Origin of the sequence: Schleiferilactobacillus harbinensis (assembly GCF_008694105.1) — a bacterium.
Lineage (GTDB): Bacteria > Bacillota > Bacilli > Lactobacillales > Lactobacillaceae > Schleiferilactobacillus > Schleiferilactobacillus harbinensis.
The window spans coordinates 655952-676552 of sequence record NZ_CP041364.1 but is presented as its reverse complement, the minus strand read 5'-3'; the positions used below and the strand labels follow the sequence as shown (position 1 = coordinate 676552).

General features: G+C 53.2%; 19 protein-coding genes and 2 pseudogenes. 5 read left to right on the top strand and 16 right to left on the bottom strand.

Features of this window, described 5'->3' with window-relative positions; translation table 11 throughout:
* Position 1: 1 nt before the first annotated feature.
* The 9 genes from recD2 to FMM01_RS03680 form a co-directional block, all read right to left on the bottom strand.
* Positions 2-2446 carry an SF1B family DNA helicase RecD2 gene (recD2, locus tag FMM01_RS03720; RefSeq protein WP_063515170.1) on the bottom strand — a complete coding sequence of 815 codons (2445 nt, stop codon included), beginning with the start codon at positions 2444-2446 and terminating at the stop codon, positions 2-4.
* The gene (locus FMM01_RS03715; RefSeq protein WP_190973448.1) at positions 2427-3119 is read right to left on the bottom strand and encodes a tetratricopeptide repeat protein; all 693 of its coding nucleotides are present in this window, start codon (positions 3117-3119) and stop codon (positions 2427-2429) included. The genes recD2 and FMM01_RS03715 overlap by 20 nt, the downstream gene beginning before the upstream one ends.
* Before the next feature lie 24 nt (positions 3120-3143).
* Complete coding sequence (locus FMM01_RS03710; protein ID WP_150391692.1) at positions 3144-3806, bottom strand: histidine phosphatase family protein; 663 nt, start codon at positions 3804-3806, stop codon at positions 3144-3146.
* A gap of 124 nt (positions 3807-3930) precedes the next feature.
* Positions 3931-5055 (bottom strand): tRNA 2-thiouridine(34) synthase MnmA, encoded by a 1125-nt coding sequence (mnmA, locus tag FMM01_RS03705; protein WP_150391691.1) that lies wholly within the window; start codon positions 5053-5055, stop codon positions 3931-3933.
* Between the two features lie 69 nt (positions 5056-5124).
* A complete protein-coding gene (locus tag FMM01_RS03700; protein WP_027827332.1) occupies positions 5125-5472 on the bottom strand; it encodes a DUF1831 domain-containing protein in 348 nt (115 codons plus the stop codon).
* Positions 5473-5550: 78 nt separating this feature from the next.
* Entirely contained in the window at positions 5551-6720 is a 1170-nt protein-coding gene (locus FMM01_RS03695; RefSeq protein ID WP_027827331.1) for a cysteine desulfurase family protein, read from the bottom strand.
* Between the two features lie 101 nt (positions 6721-6821).
* Positions 6822-7517: a 5'-methylthioadenosine/adenosylhomocysteine nucleosidase gene (locus FMM01_RS03690; RefSeq protein ID WP_150391690.1), complete on the bottom strand. Its 696-nt coding sequence runs from the start codon at positions 7515-7517 to the stop codon at positions 6822-6824.
* Between the two features lie 28 nt (positions 7518-7545).
* Complete coding sequence (locus tag FMM01_RS03685) at positions 7546-7797, bottom strand: hypothetical protein (protein ID WP_051225042.1); 252 nt, start codon at positions 7795-7797, stop codon at positions 7546-7548.
* Positions 7787-8380, bottom strand: a complete 594-nt coding sequence (locus FMM01_RS03680) for an NUDIX domain-containing protein (protein WP_150391689.1) — start codon at positions 8378-8380, stop codon at positions 7787-7789. The genes FMM01_RS03685 and FMM01_RS03680 overlap by 11 nt, the downstream gene beginning before the upstream one ends.
* A gap of 457 nt (positions 8381-8837) precedes the next feature.
* Between FMM01_RS03680 and FMM01_RS03675 the strand changes: the two genes are divergently transcribed.
* The 5 genes from FMM01_RS03675 (at position 8838) to tnpC (ending at position 13087) form a co-directional block, all read left to right on the top strand.
* Entirely contained in the window at positions 8838-9566 is a 729-nt protein-coding gene (locus tag FMM01_RS03675; RefSeq protein WP_150391688.1) for a 5-bromo-4-chloroindolyl phosphate hydrolysis family protein, read from the top strand.
* Positions 9563-10795 (top strand): toxic anion resistance protein, encoded by a 1233-nt coding sequence (locus tag FMM01_RS03670; protein WP_419555008.1) that lies wholly within the window; start codon positions 9563-9565, stop codon positions 10793-10795. The genes FMM01_RS03675 and FMM01_RS03670 overlap by 4 nt, the downstream gene beginning before the upstream one ends.
* A 106-nt stretch (positions 10796-10901) precedes the next feature.
* Entirely contained in the window at positions 10902-11096 is a 195-nt protein-coding gene (locus FMM01_RS03665; RefSeq protein WP_146995692.1) for a hypothetical protein, read from the top strand.
* Positions 11071-11430 carry an IS66 family insertion sequence element accessory protein TnpB gene (gene tnpB, locus FMM01_RS03660; protein ID WP_057824131.1) on the top strand — a complete coding sequence of 120 codons (360 nt, stop codon included), beginning with the start codon at positions 11071-11073 and terminating at the stop codon, positions 11428-11430. The genes FMM01_RS03665 and tnpB overlap by 26 nt, the downstream gene beginning before the upstream one ends.
* Before the next feature lie 100 nt (positions 11431-11530).
* Complete coding sequence (tnpC, locus tag FMM01_RS03655) at positions 11531-13087, top strand: IS66 family transposase (protein WP_150391513.1); 1557 nt, start codon at positions 11531-11533, stop codon at positions 13085-13087.
* Between the two features lie 354 nt (positions 13088-13441).
* Here the strand turns inward: tnpC and FMM01_RS03650 are convergent, their stop codons facing one another.
* The 7 genes and pseudogenes from FMM01_RS03650 to ftsZ all read right to left on the bottom strand — a co-directional run.
* Positions 13442-13672 carry a cold-shock protein gene (locus FMM01_RS03650; RefSeq protein ID WP_027827328.1) on the bottom strand — a complete coding sequence of 77 codons (231 nt, stop codon included), beginning with the start codon at positions 13670-13672 and terminating at the stop codon, positions 13442-13444.
* 18 nt (positions 13673-13690) lie between these two features.
* Positions 13691-16477: an isoleucine--tRNA ligase gene (gene ileS / locus FMM01_RS03645; RefSeq protein ID WP_150391687.1), complete on the bottom strand. Its 2787-nt coding sequence runs from the start codon at positions 16475-16477 to the stop codon at positions 13691-13693.
* A 669-nt stretch (positions 16478-17146) separates the two neighbouring features.
* A pseudogene (locus tag FMM01_RS16415) lies at positions 17147-17635 on the bottom strand (DivIVA domain-containing protein); the annotation flags it as partial.
* A gap of 23 nt (positions 17636-17658) precedes the next feature.
* Entirely contained in the window at positions 17659-18441 is a 783-nt protein-coding gene (locus FMM01_RS03635) for a YlmH family RNA-binding protein (protein WP_027827326.1), read from the bottom strand.
* Positions 18442-18467: 26 nt separating this feature from the next.
* Complete coding sequence (locus tag FMM01_RS03630) at positions 18468-18770, bottom strand: YggT family protein (RefSeq protein ID WP_063515163.1); 303 nt, start codon at positions 18768-18770, stop codon at positions 18468-18470.
* 24 nt (positions 18771-18794) lie between these two features.
* Positions 18795-19235: a cell division protein SepF gene (locus FMM01_RS03625; protein ID WP_051225038.1), complete on the bottom strand. Its 441-nt coding sequence runs from the start codon at positions 19233-19235 to the stop codon at positions 18795-18797.
* 412 nt (positions 19236-19647) lie between these two features.
* Positions 19648-20599, bottom strand: a pseudogene (gene ftsZ / locus FMM01_RS03620) (cell division protein FtsZ); the annotation flags it as partial.
* Positions 20600-20601 lie beyond the last annotated feature (2 nt).

The window sequence follows — 20601 nt, the reverse complement described above, 5'->3', positions numbered from 1 at the left end:
GTTATCCTTCCTTATCTTCTGTTGCGTTAAGAAAATCCTGGGGCGTAATGCCCGTCATGCCAATCATCGGATCGATACGATGCTGCAGGATCATCTGATACGTCAAAGGCGGCTCTGGCAATTCGGCCGCAACTGCTTCATTAACGTCCGGCGCTGACTGAGCAGCCCGCTGAGCAGGTACCGTCTTGAACTGCGTTTGCAGCCGCTGGGGCAGCGTGGTCGCTCGGCGCGCCCCTGGCCGGTGAATTGCTTGGGTCACCGCTGATTCCTCCCCGACCATGATCAGCAGCTTTTCAGCCCGGGTGATGGCGGTATACAGCAGATTGCGTTCCAGCATCCGACCATATTCATGGACCACCGGCAAAATGACCAGCGGGAACTCGCTCCCCTGGGCCTTATGGATGGTCGTGCAATAAGCTCGCGTGATACTGTTAAAGTCCCCCCGCCCATACGTGACCTCCGTTTCATCGAAGGCCACGGTCAGCCGGTCCCGGTGATCGGTATCCTGCTTGGCCGGCGTCAGCGCGGTGACCCGGCCGATTTCGCCGTTAAAGACGTTATGCTCCGGATCGTTCACCAATTGCAGTACCTTATCGCCAATACGGTAATGGGTAGTACCCACTACGATCTCCTTGGGATTATCCGGGGCAGCCGGATTCAAAACTTCTTGGAGCACATCATTCAAATGAGTGACCCCAGCCGGACCGCGGTACATGGGCGCCAAGACCTGGATGTCCAGCGGACTGAACCCCTTATCCCGGGCGCGGGCCACAACTTGGCCGACCACTGCCGGCACTTGGTCGGCAGAAACAGCAAAAAAACTGCGGTCAGCCTGATTATTGAACAGGTCCGGCGGGATAATACCGTCATTGATGGCATGAGCCATTTGGACGATCGATGATCCGGCCGCTTGACGGTGGATCTTAGTCAAGTAGGACGCCGGCAAACTCCCGCTGGCGAGCAGATCCGCAAAGACCTGGCCAGGGCCCACGGAGGGCAGCTGATCCTTATCCCCCACCAGTACCAATTGCGTGCCGGGGGTGATGGCTCGAATCAGTTGACGAAACAAGAACATATCAACCATCGACATTTCGTCAATGATCACGAGTTGGGCACTGATTGGGCCGGGTTCCTTGAATAATTCGCCGGGATCACGCCCGGTCAAGCCCAGCAACCGGTGAATGGTGCCCGCCGGCAATCCGGTCAGCTCGCTCATCCGCTTCGCCGCACGCCCAGTGGGGGCAGCGAGTTGAATGGGAAACGGAGTGTCCGTGTAATCCCCCGGGTCCAGGGAAACGTCATGCAGATCCGCATAGGCATCGATCAACCCCCGGATGACCGTTGTTTTACCCGTGCCCGGACCGCCAGTCAAGAGAAAGACCGGTCGGGTCAGCGCAGTGGTTAGGGCTTCAACTTGACTCTCATCGTATGTCACCTGTAATTTCTTAGCCACTGTCGTGACTGCCGCATGGACCTTTTTCTGCGACCAGTCCGCGTCAATGTCGGCCTCATGGAGCTTTTTCAAGCCGCTGGCAATTTGCCATTCGGCTTCATAATATGTCGCTAAATACAGGCGGCCGTCTTCACTGATGACTGTTCTTTCCCGCACCATATCCTTCAACACGTCGCTCAGCACTGCCATGGGGGGCGTTGGATGCAAGACCCCTTGGGCCAGCACATTCACTGCGGTGTGCAGCAGTACCGGGGCCTGGGTGTAAATCGCCCCTTCGTCATTGTTGAGGCGATTGAACGCTGCCGAAATGGCGCTGCGCAGTCGTCGCGGATCGGTCGCCAGCACCTGCAGTGATTGGGCAATTTCGTCCGCTCGGCGGAAACCAACGCCAGTGACATCGGTCACCAAACGGTAAGGATCTTCCTCCAACTTGGTGAGGGTTTCCTCTTGATAGCGCTGGTAGATCATACTGGCCAAGTTGCTGGGGATCCCCCAAGTATTCAGTTGAAGCATCACCCGCTCCATCCCGTAGGTTTGCTTCAGCGTCGCGACGAATCCGTCCTGCACTTTCTGGGTGAGCCCTACCCCGGCCAAACTGCGGGGATCTTTGATGATCTTCGTAATGGCATCCAAACCCAAGCGGTCCACGATCCGCTCCGCGGTTTTGGGACCGATCCCTTTAAACTGCTTATCTGAAAGATAGGCAATCAAGCCGCTCTTAGACGTTGGGGTTTCCTGTTCGTAGCGGTCTGCCGCGAACTGCCGGCCATATTTAGGATGATTCACTAAATGACCGATGCAAGTCAATGTATCGTCTTCTTTGACCGTACCGAACGTTCCGGTGACCACGATCTCGCTTTCTGTCCAAGGCACCGAGATATGATCCACGTGCAGCAGCATGATCTTGAAGAAATTCGTGGGGTTTTGGAAGAAAATACTCATCACCTGCCCGGTGACTTCAGCTTCTTCCCCTTTATTGCGAGTCGCTGCCATGATCGGCTGCCCCCTTCTGACGCTGCATCAACCGGCCAATATCACTGAATAGGGTCAGCTGATGCTGGAAACGGGCCGGATCGATCTTTTCCGCCTGGGCCAACACTGCCTGGGCTTCATCCACCTGGCCCTGCCCCAGCAAGGCGACGCCCAAATCAAAATGCGGCTTGAATCCCTTGGGCGCCAGACTGGCGGCCTGTTGCAATGCAGGCACCGCCAAGGTCCAATTCTCCAGCGCACTGAGAATATCCCCATAGAGCAGCTGATATTGCGCATCGGCCCCATTGTGATCCACTGCCGTCAAAGCAAAGGCCAGTGCTCGGGGATATTGCTGCTGTTTGTAATAAATTTGGCCAGTCGTATAAGCCTTGTCGGCCGCCAAGACCGGATCGGTGACCTGGGCCAGCAATTTCTGAGCAATCGAATACTGACCCTGAGCCGTCGCCACCACGGCTAAATTGTATTGCAGCAAATCATCATCTGGGAACAGCCCCAGAGCCTTGGTCAGCAGCGTGCTAGCCTGATCCAGATCGTTTTGGGTCACTAACAGGTGGGCCAGCTCGATCATTGCCTTTTTATCCCGCGGATCACGGTCAATTTGGGCCACCAGCGTATGCACCCGCGCTGCAATGCGGTCCTTGGCAGTGGGTGCCGGTACAGAATCCTCGGCCACAAAATCGCGCTCCTTTCGCAACACCTAAATCGTATCGGTCTTCGTTAACTTCTTATGCAGATAATCAGTTTCGTTCCATTTCACTAACTGGAACGTTTTTCCTTGATCCTTGGTCGAGATGATCGTGGTCGATGTATTCGTCAAACCACCCTGCTTGCGAATATCCGCCAACGGCGTACCGAGCAAAGATTGAATTAAAGCAGTCAGCGCCGCGCCGTGGCTGACAAACAGCACCCGGGCTTGACCAGTACGGTCCCGCTTGACCGCTTTGGCGACAACGCCGCGCATCCGGTCGATCACCTCTGGAAATGTCTCCCCCTGAATGGGGCGCGGGTCGTACTTGGCCGGGGCCGTGCGAAAGGCGGCGATTTGACTAGGATACAGCCGCTGCACATTTGGGAAGCGCATGCCTTCCATCTTACCCAGATTAAACTCCCGCAAACCGTCGTCGACGTAAATCGGGAAGGTCTGGGCCAGCTGTTCTTGCAGAAAAATAGCGGTCATCTTCGCCCGGGGCAGCGGGCTGGTATACAGCGCTTGATAACGATGCGCCGCTAAAAATTTGGCTAATTGTTCAATATCGGCGTAACTCTCCGGCAACAGCGGCGAATCCCCATGACCGCCCTGGTAGCGCCCTTCCAAGTTCCACTTAGTTTTTCCGTGACGAATAAAATATAGTTCTGTCATTGACCAACAATACTCCTTCTCGTGAGTTGCTTTGCTTCCCATTATAACAGACATCCTGCCCAGGAAAACGAACAATCCCGCCAGCGGCAAGGATTCTGCCGGCGGCGGGACATGTTAACTCAAACTAGACGTACTGCAGCTTTTTTGTGTTGGCATAAGCGTGATCAATGGTCGCACCGCCCAAGCACTCGGCGCCATCGTATAAGACGACTGCCTGCCCCGGCGTGATTGCCCGGACCGGCTCGTCGAAGTCCACGACCATGCCGCCGTCATCCTGTAAATGGACGGTGACACTGACATCCGGCTGGCGGTAACGGAACTTCGCCGTGCAGCGGAAGTCATTGCCGCGGGTATTGGGGGCGATAAAGGTCGTCCCCGTCGCGGTCAGGGATGTGGCGTACAGATGCGGGTTATGGAAGCCCTGATCAACATACAGCACATTCTTGGTTAAGTCCTTACCAACGACAAACCAAGGCTCATTGGAAGTGCCGTTGCCGCCCAGGCCTAAGCCGGAACGCTGGCCGATGGTGTAATACATCAAGCCAGTGTGCTCACCTAATACGGTGCCGTCCGGCGTCTCCATCTTACCTGGCTGGGCGGGCAGAAATTCGCTGAGGAAGTGGCGGAAATTCCGCTCGCCAATGAAGCAGATTCCGGTGGAGTCCTTCTTGTGGGCTGTCGCTAAACCAGCCTCTTCAGCGATCCGCCGGACCTCCGGCTTCTCCAGATCACCGATGGGGAAAATGGCCTTGGCCAGCTGCTGCTGACTGATCTGGGACAGGAAGTAGGTCTGATCCTTATTTCCGTCCGCCCCCCGCAGCATATGGGCGGTACCATCTGCATCGACGGTCTTCTGCGCATAGTGGCCCATGGCAATATAATCCGCGTCCAGCTCCTCGGCATACTCCAAGAAGGCCTTGAATTTGATCTCCTTGTTGCACATCACGTCGGGGTTCGGCGTGCGGCCGGCCTTGTATTCCGTTAAGAAATATTGGAATACCCGATCCCAATATTCCTTCTCAAAGTTCACGGAATAATAGGGAATACCGATCTTAGCGGCCACCTTGGCCACATCTTCATAATCCTGGGTGGCGGTACAGACGCCATCGTCATCGCTGTCGTCCCAGTTCTTCATGAAGACACCCACGACGTCATACCCCTGCTGCTTCAATAACAAAGCACTGACAGAGGAATCAACCCCGCCGGACATCCCCACGACGATCCGGGTCTGTGCGTTTGGTTTTGTCATTCGTTCACCATCTTTTCTAGAAATACGTTACATTTCCACGATTTGAAGGTCGCAAAACGTTACGCTTGATTACTGCTCAACGGCGGCTAAAATGTCCCGTTGAATCAAATTATCAATAATAAAGTGATACTGTTCCACTGCGCCTTGGGTTTCCTGCTTTTGGAAAATGTTCACGGAACGCAGGCCCGAGACATCGGTGACGGTCATTTGCAGACCGGAAAAATCTTTAGCGATCGTAATTTTTAAGCGGAATGACGGGGAATAGGGTCCCTCCGTGCTCAGGGAACGATCAAATTGAAAGTTCCCGTTGCGGGTTTCTTGGAAGCCCACATCCATTAATGCATACCGTTTAATTTCTTTTGCCAGTTTATAGCTGACGGAATCGCCAGTGACTTTTGCAATTGGTTTAATTGCCATGATCAAACACGCCTTTCTCCATCGTTTATCCCTTTAAGGATACCATGGAATACCATCGGCGTGTTAGCGGCACCAAGCTTACCGGGCCGGGACAGCCTTAGCTTGGGTGCGTTGGGCGATCTTGGCTAAGGCGGCCGCAAAGGCCTCAATTTGAGTTGTCGTATTCACACTGCCAAAGCTGATTCGCACCGACTCGCGGATCCGAGGGCTGTCCGCACCGAACATAGCGGTCAGCACGTGGGACGGTTCCAAGCTGCCAGCGGTACACGCCGAACCCCCGGATACCGCGAAACCGGCCAAGTCCAGGTTGACCAACAGGGCATCCGTTGGCACGCCAGGCAGCCACAGGTTCAACACGTGCTGCAGCTCGGTGGGGGCCAGGGAACCATTCACCGCATACTGCACGTCCGCCGCCTGCAGCGCAGCAATGATGATTTGCTTGAAGTGAGCAAACGATTTTTGTCGGGCAGCCTTCACGGCTGGCGTCAACGCCTTGACCGCGGTGGCAAATCCGACCACCCCAGGGACGTTCTCCGTCCCAGCACGGCGCTTGCGTTCCTGATCGCCGCCCTTGATCAGCGGCCGAAAGTGTACGTTATCCGATTCATAGAGAAACCCCATGAATTTTGGCCCATTGATCTTATGCGCCGACGTGGATAACAAGTCGATATGATCGGCGGCCACATCAATATCAGTCAAACCGTAAGCCTGCACCGCATCTGTATGGAACCACGCCTGATGATCCTTCAACAAGTCACCGATTTCATGAATCGGTTGGCGGCTGCCTACCTCGTTGTTGCCTGCCATGATCGAGACCAGGATGGTATCGTCCCGCAGCGCATTGGCCACGTCAGCAACAGCCACATGCCCGGTCTCGTCCACGGGCAAATAGGTCACGTCAAAACCCAGAGTCTCCAAATACTGCATCGACTCCAGTACCGCCTTGTGCTCAATTTGATCGGTGATAATGTGCTTGCCCAAATTCTGCCGAGCCAGCGCCGTCTCCACGATAGCCGTATTGTCGCTCTCACTGCCGCCGCTGGTAATCACGATCTGCCCCGGCTGGGCATTGATCGAATCGGCCAGAACGATTCGGGCGTTCTCCAACGCTTGTTTAGCATGGCGGCCAAAGGCATGGGTGGAGCTGGCATTGCCCCAAGTATCCTGTTCTGCTTGAGCAATGGCCTGAATCACAGCCGGTGATGGCGGGGTCGTGCCCGCATTATCCAAATAAATTGGTTGCGTCATTTCAAAACTCCTTTCATTAGAGATAAAAATATCGTTAGCAAAAGTTGCTAACGAAAAATAAGTGTATCACGCGTTCGGTAAAAAGAAAACCGTCAAACCAGTTATACGCCCTGCTGTTCTAAGAAACGCAGGAAAGTGCTGGCCGATTGCCGCCCAGCGGCGACGATAAATTCATCGAAACTGGTGTCGGCCTCTTCGTTACCATTATCGCTCATCGCCCGAATCACCACAAACGGAGTCTGAAATTCGTGTGCTGTCTGCGCCACAGCGGCACCTTCCATTTCCACCGCCAAGGCTGCCGGATACATCGCCTTGATCCGCTTGATTTGGGCCTGGGAGGCGATGAATTGATCACCGCTGACGATCAAACCCATGTGCACTGTATGACCTTCCGCTTTTGCGGCCTGCGCAAAAGCGGAAGAATAATGGGCGTCGCTGGTAAAAATCTGGGGCATTTGCGGCAATTGCCCCGGCAAATAACCTGCTGGCGTCAAGTCCACATCATGGTAAGCCACCCCGGTGGAAATCACCACATCCCCCACCGCCAAGCCATCGCCGATACCGCCGGCTGAGCCCGTGTTGACGACCAAGTCCGGCTGAAAGTGCGCCAGCAGCAATGCCGCGTTGATACTCGCCTGGACTTTGCCGATACCGCTTTCGATCAGCACTACTGCGGTACCGTGGATCGTACCCGTATCAAAGGTACTCGTGCCGATCGTTTCTTGCTGAGCATTATCTAAATGCTCCCGCAAGGTTCGAATCTCTTCTTCCATGGCGCATAAAACACCAATTTTCATAAAAAAAGCTCCATTCTTTTCAAATTAATTAGTCAACAAACCACAATACCAGAAAAACCGCAATTAGGGCCAGGACTAAGGCCAAAATGGTCCAATTCAGCCGCCGTTTCAACCGCTGGCTGTGGGCTTCGGCCAGGTCCCCAGTCAGTGCCCGGGCTTCCTGGCGCTGCTTTTTTGCATACGCTTTTTCCACTGCGATACGTTTGGCGTCCCGGGCCTTGAACGCATCCCGCGGTCCAGGGGCCCCCTGGGGCTGGCTCGGCTTTTTCTTACCCCACATCAGGCGTCATCCTTCCTGTAGCGGCCTGCAGCGCCCACCAATAAATTGCCGTGATCGTTTTGGCATCCACGATCCGACCATCAGCCACGGCTGCTTGGGCATCAGCTAAGCTCAGCCAAGCGACTTGCAGAAACTCATCTGCATCCAGCGGCCGTTTATCGGCCACTGGGGCAATATGCGGGCCGAAATACAAATGGAGTTTCTCCATTGAATAACCCACACTGGAATAAAATGTCGTGATTGGTTCTAGCGGCGTCGTCGGTGCATAACCAATCTCCTCATTCAATTCCCGCCGAGCCGCCTCATCCGGATCATTTTCCCCCGGATCCAGCTTCCCCGCCGGAATCTCCACTGACAACCGCTGCAGCGGCTCCCGCCACTGCGTCACAAATGCGCCCTGACCAGCGTCGTTCAAAACCAGCATGGCCACTGCCCCATGGTGATGGATAATCTCCCGCTCCGCCACCGCCCCATTCGGCAACCGTACCTGCTCCACATGCAGTGATAAAATACGACCGTCATAAATGGTTTTATCCGATATTTTTGTTTCCTTAAATTTAGCGATTTCATCATCCGAAAACATGAATCAGCCTGCTTTCTTGCTATAATAAGTACAATGTACCCGATTTCATTGAATTGAAAGAGAATCTGGAAGGGAATCTTCATGCTCCGGCGTATCGAGTGCCAATGCGTAGTGATCGGAGGCTGATGGGGCTCAGCCATGGGAACAACACGGCGGCTCTGCCGCCGATGTTGTTAGGCGACTTTGAGACTGCGCAGCAGGCTCAAAGCGCCGTCATGGCTAGCTACGCCTTCGGCTTCGCACTTGCTGCGCGTCGCCAGCCCCATCAGTCGGAGATCACGGAGCATTGGCACGGCGTCCAAAGCACTTTTCCCCAACCATGCTGTTCCATTCTATCGTGGATCACCCAAACAGACAATGGACCAAGACGGAGGCCAAAATCCTTCTTTAGCCTGACCCCGCCCCCATTACTTCTATGCTAGACTGACTTTGATGAATCAGATAGGAGGCTTTGTCAATGAGCCACAAAAAACGCAGCTGGGGCTGGCTCAGCATCGTGCTGCTCATCCTCGCTGGCAGCACCCTCATCGCCGGCACAGGTCGTATGTGTGCCGGCATCCCTCATCACCCGATGTTCGGAATAGGAGTGATCATGTTAATTATGGCTTTCTTATTTAGAAAAAAACGCCGGCCGCCGGAACCCACCAGCGGTCAAATTCCGCCACTTTCCAACCGCATGCAGGCCCACTATCGCAAATTAGGAATGCAGGATGAAGATATTACTTTCTTCCGGGCCCAAATGGCTGAGGCGCGGGAAAAGATCGACCACTTGCAAGCCAATGTGGAAAAAAGTCCTAAGTTGAAGGCCGTGGATTTAAATTATGGCATGGTCCGCGTCTCCCAGGCAATGTTCCAAGCCATTGTGGATGACCCTATGCATTTAGCCAATGCCGGTGATTTTCTTTATCGCCATCTGCCCAGTTTGGTTAATTTAACGGATAAATATATTGAAATTTCGCACCATGTGGTGAAGACTAAGGATACGTGGACAGTACTCGCCAAAAGTATCGAAGTGATCACTCAGCTCAGCCAAACCATTCAGGCCGATTACACTGCTTTCGTGCATTCCGACCTGACCGATATGGACGCTGAGATGACCACCGCTGAGCGAGCGATTCACGAAAAAGACAGTCAGCCTCAGGATAACGACCAGGCAGCGGCTGATGGGAAGGATGATCACGCGTGACAGATGAGCCAAAGAAGCAAGATAAAACCGCATCGCCCGCAACGGATGATATGTTGGAGGGACTGCTCGCCGATCCTTTCAGTCAGCAAATGCAGGCCCCTGCCGCAACCGGCGGCCCTGACGAAAAAGACGCCGCGGTCGCCTTGATCGACAAATTACCAGAACAGGAACAAGCCAAAGCCCACGAATTGGCCAATCAGATTGATATTCATAATCAGGAGGCCGTCATGAATTACGGCGCTGCGGCGCAAAAGCAGCTGGGCCAGTTTTCTCAGAGTATGCTGAATCAAATTCAAAGCAAGGACACCGGCGCGATTGGCGATGCCCTGACGGATCTGATGTACCGCTTGAAAGAGGCCAATCCAGACGATCTGCGGGCCGAGGACAATAACGTCTTCCGCCGGTTGTTCGGTAAGATCAAACAATCGATTTATGAAACAACAGCGAAGTACCAAAAAATCGGGGCCCAAATCGACGGCATTGCTGGCAAGTTAGGTAGTGAAAAGAACGGTCTGCTCGCCGATAACCGGGTATTGGAAGAATTGTATCAAAAGAACAAAACGTATTTTGATGCCCTGAATATTTACATTGCCGCTGGTCAGTTGAAGATCAAAGAATTAAACGACACGATCATCCCGGAAATGCAAAAAAAGGCGGAAGACGGCGGCGACCAAATGCTGCTGCAAGAAGTCAATGACATGAACCAGTTCAAAGTCCGACTGGAAAAGCGGACCTATGACTTGCAGCTCGCCCGCCAAATCACGTTGCAGCAGGCGCCTCAGATCCGGCTGATTCAAAATACGAATCAGGCGCTAGCCGAGAAAATCCAAGCATCAGTCAACACGGCAATTCCCTTGTGGAAAAACCAAGTGGCCATCGCCCTCACCCTTCTGCGCCAGCAAAACGCTGTCACCGCTCAACGCCAAGTCTCGCAAACCACCAATGATTTGTTGAAGAAGAATAGTGAGATGCTGAAGATGTCGTCTATCGAAACGGCCAAGGAGAACGAACGCGGCGTGGTCGATATCGAAACACTGCAAAAGACGCAGAACGATTTGGTCGAAACCCTCAATCAAACTCTCCAGATCCAGCAAGAGGGCCGCGAAAAGCGCAAAAATGCCGAACGCGAACTCGACACCATGGAACAAGACCTCAAGAACCGGCTCCTCAACTACACCCACGGCCACCAATCCGACAACACCCACGGCACCAACCGCCGCGAAGTCTAACCCCCAGCCGCCAGTACACAAAAGTAAGCGGTCGTTAAACGGGTATATGGTTCGCGCCGTAGCCTCCTTGTATGCTTGAGTCATCAAGTGCACAAGGAGGCTTTTTATGGTTCAAATTAAAGATATTGTGCCGGTTCAAATGACAGATCGGACACCCAGCACTGGTGGGAAGCCCCAGATAGCTGCTCGAATCAAGCTCAAAGATGCCGAAGTGATTTTTTATAATGGTGCTGATCGGAGCACTCTGCACATCGTCTTACAGGAGTTGACTGGTAATGTTCCCCAATATCCAAGAACTTAACATCTACATCATCTGTGGCAAGACTGACCTCCGCAAAGGAATTGACGGTTTAGCTGCCTCACTGCGGGAACTCTATGGTGAGAACGAAGTCCCGTACGACCACTCACTATTCCTATTTTGCGGCAGTCAGCGGGACCGGTTCAAGGCCCTTTACTGGGATCGCAGCGGCTTCGTCCTCTATTACAAGCGGTTCGAGAACGGCCACCTGCAATGGCCCCGCAACCGGTCCGACGTACAACGACTAAGCCATTACCAGTTAAAACGATTGATCACTGGTCTAAGTATTATTGAGAGGCGTACCATTCATGACCGCAGGGTCGGATATACCAATTAAATGTGGAAGAGGATGCCAAATGAAATTTGGTATTACCTCTTCCTTTTTATGATCTATAAATGATATAATCCAATAATCAATAATTCAGGAGGGCCACACATTGGTCGACCCAAAAAATAGCATTGCACTCGCAGATGCCACCCCCGAGCAATTACGGACTATCGTCCAAAATTTACTCCACGAAAACCAACAGATGCAGGAGCAGCTGGCCGTATTGAAACGTGTTCTCTATGGTCGTCGCCGCGAATCCAGCCAAAATTTGCCAGATGGGCAAACCAACCTCTTCAACGAACACGTGCTCACCCAGGAAGAACAAGCAGCGGTCGCCAAGGCGAGTGGCGAAGACGAGCCAGTCAAGAAACGCCCTAAGAAAGTGGTTCACCGAAAATCGATGGACCTGAGTCAATTACCACAAAACACTCGCGACTATACTTTAGACACTGAAGATCAGATTTGCCCAGGATGTGGGAAGATGATGGCCGATATTGGGCGGACAGCCGTACGTAAAGAGGTCGACTTTGTCCCCGTTAAGTTGTTGGCCACCACTGTTTACCAGCACACTTACGTCTGCACTAACGAGCAGTGTTTACAAGACCACGGTAAGGTAATCACCAAGAAAGCAGACGTACCGAAGCCCGTGATCTCCCACAGTATGGCTTCAAATGCGGTCGTGACCGAATCAATCTTGACCAAATTTATCTATAAAGTGCCGGATTACCGGCAAGAAAAGCTCTGGCATAATCGTGGCGCAGATTTTACCCGGCAAGCCCTGTCTGGTTGGCCTATCAAGGCAGCCGAAGAATATCTGCGGCCGCTCTACAATTTGATGCATCAAGAACTGCTGGCCCAGGATATCATTCACGCCGATGAGACGCCCTACCGGGTGCTCGCCATCAAGAAGGCCAAGACCTATTACTGGGTTTACACCTCAGGCAAGTTTGCGGAGCATCAAATTATCCTGTATGACCACGGCGACACCCGCGGGTACGGCGAAGCTGAGCGCTTCCTTAAGGGATATACGAAATACCTGCAGACCGATGGCTATGCTGTGTATCCCCGGTTGCCGGATCTGACCAATGTTTATTGCTGGGCGCACGTCCGGCGGAAGTTCGACGAAGCGGTTACCGGTGGTGATACCGGATTGGCACCCATTGGTCGGCAATACTGTAATGAGATGTTCCACTTGGAACAGGGATGGCGTGGCCTGCCCGCAACTGAGCGACTTGCGCAGCGTAAAGAACACCTCCAGCCGCAGATGGATGCCTTCTTCAAATGGTTGTTTGAATTGGGTGACAGTTACTTACCGAAATCCAAACTTGGTCGCGCAGTTGAATACGCACTGGGCCATGAAGTAGGATTACGGGCGGTTCTCCAAGACGGCCGGTTGGAGTTATCCAATAACCGGGCCGAACGAGCCGTCAAAGAGCTGGTGATGGGCCGCAAAAATTGGCTCTTCTCACAGAGCAAACGCGGCGCCGTAGCGACGGGCATCTTATTAAGTGTGCTCAAAACTGCAGAGATAAATCACCTCGACCTTCGTCAATACTTGAACTATTTGTTTGCGGCATTACCTAATTTGCCGGTGCCCGGGGACTTGACGGTCCTACAGGACTATTTACCCTGGTCACCGAAAGTGCAGGAGATCTGCCACGAATAAATAATTCGAGTACAGCAGTGGCGCAATCCTTATGTTAGAGGGTTGCGCCACTTTTTCATATACGCCCGTTTAACGACCTCTTACACACAAAAGGCTCCCGAATCCAAATTAGGATTCAGGAGCCCTTTATTTATCTTGTTTTCATGTGGTGAAACGCATCTCCCAGTGTACCGAGTGCCAAGTGCGTAGCAAGCGGAGGCAAAATGGGCTCAGTGGTGGAAACCACACGGCGGCTTTGCCGCCGATGTGGTTAAGCGACTTGGAGACCGCGCAGCGGGCTCCAAGCGCCGTCACCACGTTCCAGCCCATTTTGCCGCAGCTTGCGGAGCACTTGGCACGGCAGGCAAAGCCCAGTTAAACCGTCGGCGCGGCCTTTTCATCATCCGTCATCACCGACACCTCTGCCGCCTGGGGACCATTCTTACCCTCCACAACGACGAACTGCACCTTCTGCCCCGTATGCAATGTCTTGTACCCCGCATCCACGATCCCCGTGAAATGCACAAAGACATCACCCTCCGTGGGCGACGTGATGAAACCAAACCCGTGGTGCTCATCAAAACTCTTAACGACGCCATACAACATCGTATTCCCTACTTTCTCTTATGCCTCTAAACCAGTCTGCTCAGTTTCCGGAAAAGCAGCTGCGACGATCTTCGCGCACCGCCCGCACAATTCCGGATAGTGCGGATCAACGCCGATATCTTCCCGTGTCATCCGGCAACGCGGGCAAACTTCACCCGGCGCGTGGGTGACCACAATAGCCGCATTCTCGTACGTATCCGCTTCATCCGGCTTAGCTGCATCCGGAGCCGCAATCGTCAACTTAGAAACGATCAGCAACTGCCGGACATTCGTGTTCAAGTCAGTCAGCAGTTTAGCCAGATGCGCATCCGGATAAACTGTCACCGCCGCTTCAAAGGACTTGCCGATGACCTTGTTATTCCGGGCCTCTTCCAAAGATTTCAAGACATTAGTCCGGAACTGCATAAATTCATGCCATTGGGCCAAGGTATTCTCGCTATCGGGATACTGCTGCACCACCGGCATATCGGCTAACGCCGCATAGTCGGTGTCTTCCTTCAAGAAAGTCCAGATTTCTTCCATGGTGTACGGCAGAATCGGGGTCAATAAGCGGGTCAGCGCATTCAAGGCGGCATACATCACCGTTTGCATCGCCCGCCGCTTAGGATCGTTCGCTGCTTCAATATAAACGACATCCTTGGCAAAGTCCAAGTAGAAGGCGGATAAATCGTTGGTCAAGAAGGCATTAACGGTCTTGAACACTTTAGCGAAATCATAGGCTTTGTAGGCATCCAGGGATGTCTGCACGACTTGATTCAACCGCAGCATCAGATATTGATCCACGGTCCCCAATTCGCCAAAAGGCAACGTGTCGTGTTTAGGATCGAAGTCCGTCGTGTTGGCCAGCATGAAGCGCATCGTGTTCCGAATCTTTCGGTAGCTCTCAGCCGTCTGCTGGAGAATACCCATGGATACCGGCACGTCAGCACTGGCATCCACTGAAGCAACCCAGAGCCGAATAATGTCAGCCCCCATCTTATTGGCCACATCCGTGGGTGAAATGCCGTTACCGGCCGACTTGCTCATCTTGTGGCCCTTGTCATCCATAACGAATCCCTGGGACACCAGTTGGCGATAGGGCGCATGACCAGTCACCGCCACGCCAATAATGATACTGGCGTTGAACCAGCCTCGATATTGATCAGAACCTTCCAGATACAGATCCGCCGGGAAGGATAATTCCGGTCGCTGATTCAGCACCGCTTGGCTGGACGAACCAGAATCGAACCAGACATCCATGATGTCCTTTTCCTTGGTAAATTTGCCATTGGGCGAGCCGGCGTATGTGAAACCGGCCGGCAGCAAGTCCTTTGCCTCGCGCTGGAACCAGATATTAGAACCGTACTGGCCGAAGAGATCTGCCACATGCTTAATGGTTTCCGGAGTGATGATTGGATCGCCGTTTTCGGCGTAGAAAATCGGCAGCGGCACGCCCCAAGCCCGTTGCCGGGAAATGACCCAGTCGCCCCGGTCTTTGATCATGTTATACAACCGAGTCTTGCCCCAATCCGGCAAATAAGTGATCTTGTCGATTTCATCGAGAATCTGTTGCCGAATCGGATCAATGGAGGCAAACCACTGGGTGGTCGCCCGGAAGATGACCGGCTTCTTCGTCCGCCAGTCATGGGGATAGCTATGGGTGAAGAAGCTAAGCTTCAACAGACTGCCATTGGCCTTCATCTTGTCGGTAATGACCTTGTTGGCATCATCGTAGAACATCCCTTCAAAGCCGGGGGCTTCCTTTGTGTAACGACCCTGAGCGTCCACTGGCGATAGGATCGGCAGGTGATATTTCATGCCGACGTTGAAGTCGTCGGTCCCATGACCCGGAGCAGTATGGACCAGTCCGGTCCCTTCATCCAGCGTGACGTGGTTGCCCAGAATCAGCAAGGACGTCCGATCGTAGAACGGATGCTTGGCCGTCATATATTCCAGCTGAGAGCCCTTAAAAGTCTTCAGGATCGAAACATCTTGCCACCCCAACTGTTCCTTCACAAAGTCCAACCGGCCAGCGGCGACAACATACTTTTTGCCGTCTGCATCAACTTGGACATAATCAAACCGAGGATTGGCGGCGATCGCTTCGTTTGCCGGAATCGTCCAAGGGGTAGTAGTCCAAATGATGAAACGGGTATCCTTGTCCAACAAGCCCTTGCCGTCAACGACATTAAAGGCCACAAAAATCGACGGTGATTTCACGTCGTGATACTCTACTTCAGCTTCCGCCAGCGTGGATTCAGAAGAGGGAGACCAGAAGACCGGCTTCTTGCCCTTATAAATCAACCCTTTGGCAAACATCTCGCCAAAAACCCGAATTTCTTCAGCTTCATAGGCGGGATGCAAGGTAACGTAGGGATGATCCCAGTCGCCTAACACGCCCAAGCGTTTGAAGCCAGTGCGCTGCAGTTCAATTTGGCTCTTAGCAAACTTGGCACAGAGCTCCCGGTAGGCGGCCAGATCCATGGTCTTCCGGTCGACGCCCTGCTTCGTCAATTGCTGCTCGATCGGCAAACCATGGGTATCCCAACCGGGTACATAGGGTGAGCGTTTCCCGTTCATTGCGTTGAAACGAACGATAATGTCCTTACTGATTTTGTTCAGGGCGTGTCCCATGTGGATCTCGCCGTTGGCGAAGGGGGGGCCGTCATGGAGAATAAAGGTTGGCTTGCCTTCGTTTTTCTTTTGGATCTGCTCATACAGATGGTTGTCTTCCCATCCCTTTTCCCATTCTTTTTCCCGCACGGGCAAATTGCCGCGCATGGGGAACTTGGTCTTGCCCAAATTCAATGTATCTTTGATCCGCATACTGTCGCGTCCTTTCTGAAATAAAAAAAGACCTTACGTCTAGGACGAAGATCTCGTGGTACCACCTATGATTCGGGAGGTCACCCTCCCCTCAAGTTGATGGATAATGGCATCGCCCGATATCGGTGACTGATCGCATGCGGGGCAGAGCCGGTTGACCTTCCACCAATCGTCAACTCGCTGTGCGGATGCCCCTTGCATGTGCTGGTTCACATCATTTATCACAAAAACTATTTACTTTGGCCGCCGATGGGTGATCTCGCCACCATCTGGAAATTCGATAACCGGCCCGTTATAGGTGCCGTCAGCGGTGAAATAATCCGGATCCATGGCCTGATTGTCGGCGTCTGGCTGCGCGGCTTGCGGGTCCGCGCTGCCTTTTGGGGTGGCATTCGCCGCCGGCTCTGATTGGTCTGGATCACCACTGGATGCTGCCGGGGCAGCACTGTCCGGCGCGGCTGACGCATCAGCAGTGGGCGCTGGCATCGGTTGCGGGGTCGCCGGAATCGGGCCCGCGCCATATTGGTTGTCGCCGCCGCTGGGTGTTCCATAATCCGGTGCGCCGGATTGACTCTCATCGAAGTTTAAACTACTCAGTTGGGGATTGTCAACCGTGTGCGGCGCATTGCCGGGTAATGCTTGGGGGGCCGGTGCCCCATTATCATCCGCTAAAAGATCATGCCACTCCGGGCTCTTGACGATTTCTAATTGGGATTCGAGCATCACTTGCAACCGTTGCCGGAATATGCGCGTCTGCTTCTTCAGTTCGCCCGTCTCTTGGGTGATCTGGCGCGCTTTTTCAGATGCTTCTTGGAGAATATGATTGGCCTTGTCCGTGGAGTCGTCAACCATGTTCCGGGCCTGCTTTTCTGCTTCGCTTTGAATAATATTTGCCTCGCGCTGGGCGTTGCTCTTCACCCGATCTGCCGCATCTTGGGCGACAATGATCGACTGGTTCAAAGCGTCTTTCAAGTCCGTGAAGTATTGGACCTTTTCATTCGCATCTTGCAGCTCTTTTTCCAGGTCCGCATTCCGTTTCAACACATCTTGATAATCGCTGATGACTTGATCCAAAAACGCGTTGACTTCATCAGTATCATATCCCCGCAGTTTTTTGCCAAACTTCTTATTATGAATGTCCAACGGTGTTAGTGCCACAGTGATCCCCTCTTCATTTCCATTTATTTCCGCAATACGTTAACCGCCAACTTGATGCGGCCTTTCTTGGTCTGACCGGCCAGATCCGTGATTTGGATGCGGCCAAACCCGCGGACCGACACCACGTCCATCAAGCCGACTGTAAAGTCAGGTTTGGCGAACGTTTCCCAGTTCAGCTTAACCTTGTCACCCTCGATCAGTCCTTTGGCCCGTTGCCGAGACATGTGGTACACCTCACTGATCAAGGTATCCAGCCGCAAAGACGACACCGTGGCCGACTCTGGCGCCCAGGCATCCTTGGGTGTAATCAGCGCAGTGTAGTCTGCCGGTTCCAACTGGACGTTGATCTTCCCTACCTTGGTGATTTCGTTTTGCACATAATCCGCCAAACTGGCTTCCGTGAAGAATTGCCAGTTAACGCCGTCAGTCATAATGTCGCCGAAAGCGTCCCGCTTCAAGCCAGAATTCACTAATGTCCCCAGAATCTGGGAATGACGCAGGGTAGCAAACTTTTGTGGATATTTAATATTAAACAATTGAACAGCAAAGTCGTCCTGCTCCGGGGTGAAATATTCCGGCGCAATGATCCCCCGCCGCCGTTCCGCAGCGCCATAACCGCCGTTGAAGAAATAGTGGACAATCCCGTGTTTGCCCACGATATCTTCGACAATGAACTGCTGGCGCGGATCCAGAAAATCGGTCAATATCGGCCGGTATTCCATATTGGCCCGCTCCATCCACTCGGATACATTATCGATGAATGGGGCCTCTTCCTTGCGGAAATGCTGATAAACAGTCGCATCCATGATTTTTCTTTACACTCCTCGCGTGCTTAGTAACCCACTGCTAGTTGCAAAATCCACCTAAAAATGATGTTCAATCCCCGGCCGAACAGGACTAGGCCGAGCAAAGCAAACAATGGCGCCATGGAGATCCCGAAGATGGGCGGGATGAACCGGTTGAAAAAGTTCAAGTACGGTTCCACGACCCGGGCAATCAGATTACCCACGCGCGTATTGAACACACTGGGAATCCAAGTGAGCAGCGCGTAGATAATAATCAAAGCAGAATACGCATCAATGGCATATCCGACAATCGTGGAAATAATGTTAAGAACATTGATGAGCTGAACCAAAGGCGTCACCTGCTTTCTGTACTGTTAATTATAATCGCTATCAAAATCGGTGTCAGTCCCGGCCACCAGGGAAGCAATATCGCCATCGACCTGGAAGCGCGGCGGGGTGACCAGAAAGATCTTATCGCCGACCCGTTTGATCTCGCCATGAATGGCAAAGGCAACACCAGTCAAGAAATCGACGATGCGGGCAGCGGAGGGTGCATCCACTGAATCGAAATTCACGATTACCGCCCGATTGTTGAGCAAGTGATTGCCAATTGTCTTGGTATCCGAATAAACTCGCGGTGCAAAGAGCACGATCCGGCTGGCAGTCTGCGGCTTAGCACTCAGGGCAATGACATTGCGATCATCACTCCCCGCCGCTGGCGGCGTTGTCCGCTCAGCTGTCTGATCGACGGGGTCATCAGTCTCCTCGTCATCTTCCGAGACACCGAAAAAACGATTCAATTTATCAAAAGCCATGGGGAAAACCTCCTTTCAGGAAAGCAGTACCGCTGCCATTACTGACGGTTGCGGCGTTTGAAGAACGGCGGCGTGTTGTCGTCATCGTCATCGGTATTATTCACATTATTTTCCGGTTGATGAAAAATATCGAAGGCCGGCTTGTCGTCGTTCGTATTCCGGTTAGCCCGCCGGTTCGTATGATTCAGCAGATTCCAATCGGACAAGGGATCTTCCTTCTCATTGACCCGATCAGTGTCATTGGCCGCGGCGGGGGCTGCCGAATCATTTTGCGCTGGCTGTTGCGGTGCGGCGGATGCGTGCTGGGTGTCCGCGGCCGGCGTTTGCGGCCCATGAGCCGCCCGGCTGGCGCGATTGCCGCCCCGCCCCATTTGGGCATCCTCTGCCTTTTCTTTGGCCTGCAATTCCTTATCGTCAATTCCCGTAGCAATGACGGTGACCACGACTTCATCGCCCAAATTCTCGTTGATGGACGTCCCGAAGATGATGTTCACATCACTCGTTGCGGCGTCGGAGACGATGCTGGACGCATCTTGCGCTTCAAACAAGGACAGATCAGGGCCGCCAGTGATGTTCAGCAGTACCTGCTTGGCGCCATCAATGGACACTTCCAATAACGGTGAGGAAATGGCTGCTTTGGTGGCTTCCACAGTCCGGTTTTCGCCGGTGGCTGATCCGATCCCCATCAACGCGGACCCCTGATTCTCCATCACGGTCTTCACATCCGCAAAATCCAAGTTCACATACCCGGGTGACGTGATCAAATCCGAGATCCCCTGGACCCCTTGACGCAAGACGTTGTCCGCATCCCGGAAGGCTTCCAGCAGCGGCGTCTTCTTATCCACTGTTTCCAACAGACGATTATTGGAAATAATCACCAGAGTATCGACACTGGCTTTCAAATTAGCAATCCCTTCAGCGGCATTTCGTCCGCGTTTAGGACCTTCGAAGGTGAAGGGCCGAGTGACCACCCCCACGGTCAGCGCACCGGAATCTTTAGCAATTTTCGCCACAATCGGCGCTGCTCCGGTACCGGTACCGCCGCCCATACCAGCCGTGACAAAGACCATATCCGACCCCTTCAGGGCATCGGCTAAGACTTCTTCACTCTCGGCCGCGGCCTTTTGACCAATCTCCGGATTGGAACCGGCGCCCAAGCCGCGGGTCAGCTTCGGTCCGAGTTGAATCTTGGTTTCTGCCTTAGCGGCACTCAAAGCCTGAGTGTCCGTATTGGCGACAATAAATTCAACCCCTTGCACGCCCTCATCGATCATGCGGTTCACTGCGTTACCGCCGCCACCGCCGACGCCAATGACTTTAATCTTGGCGCTGGGGACTTCAGTATTTTCCATCTTGTAATCCATAC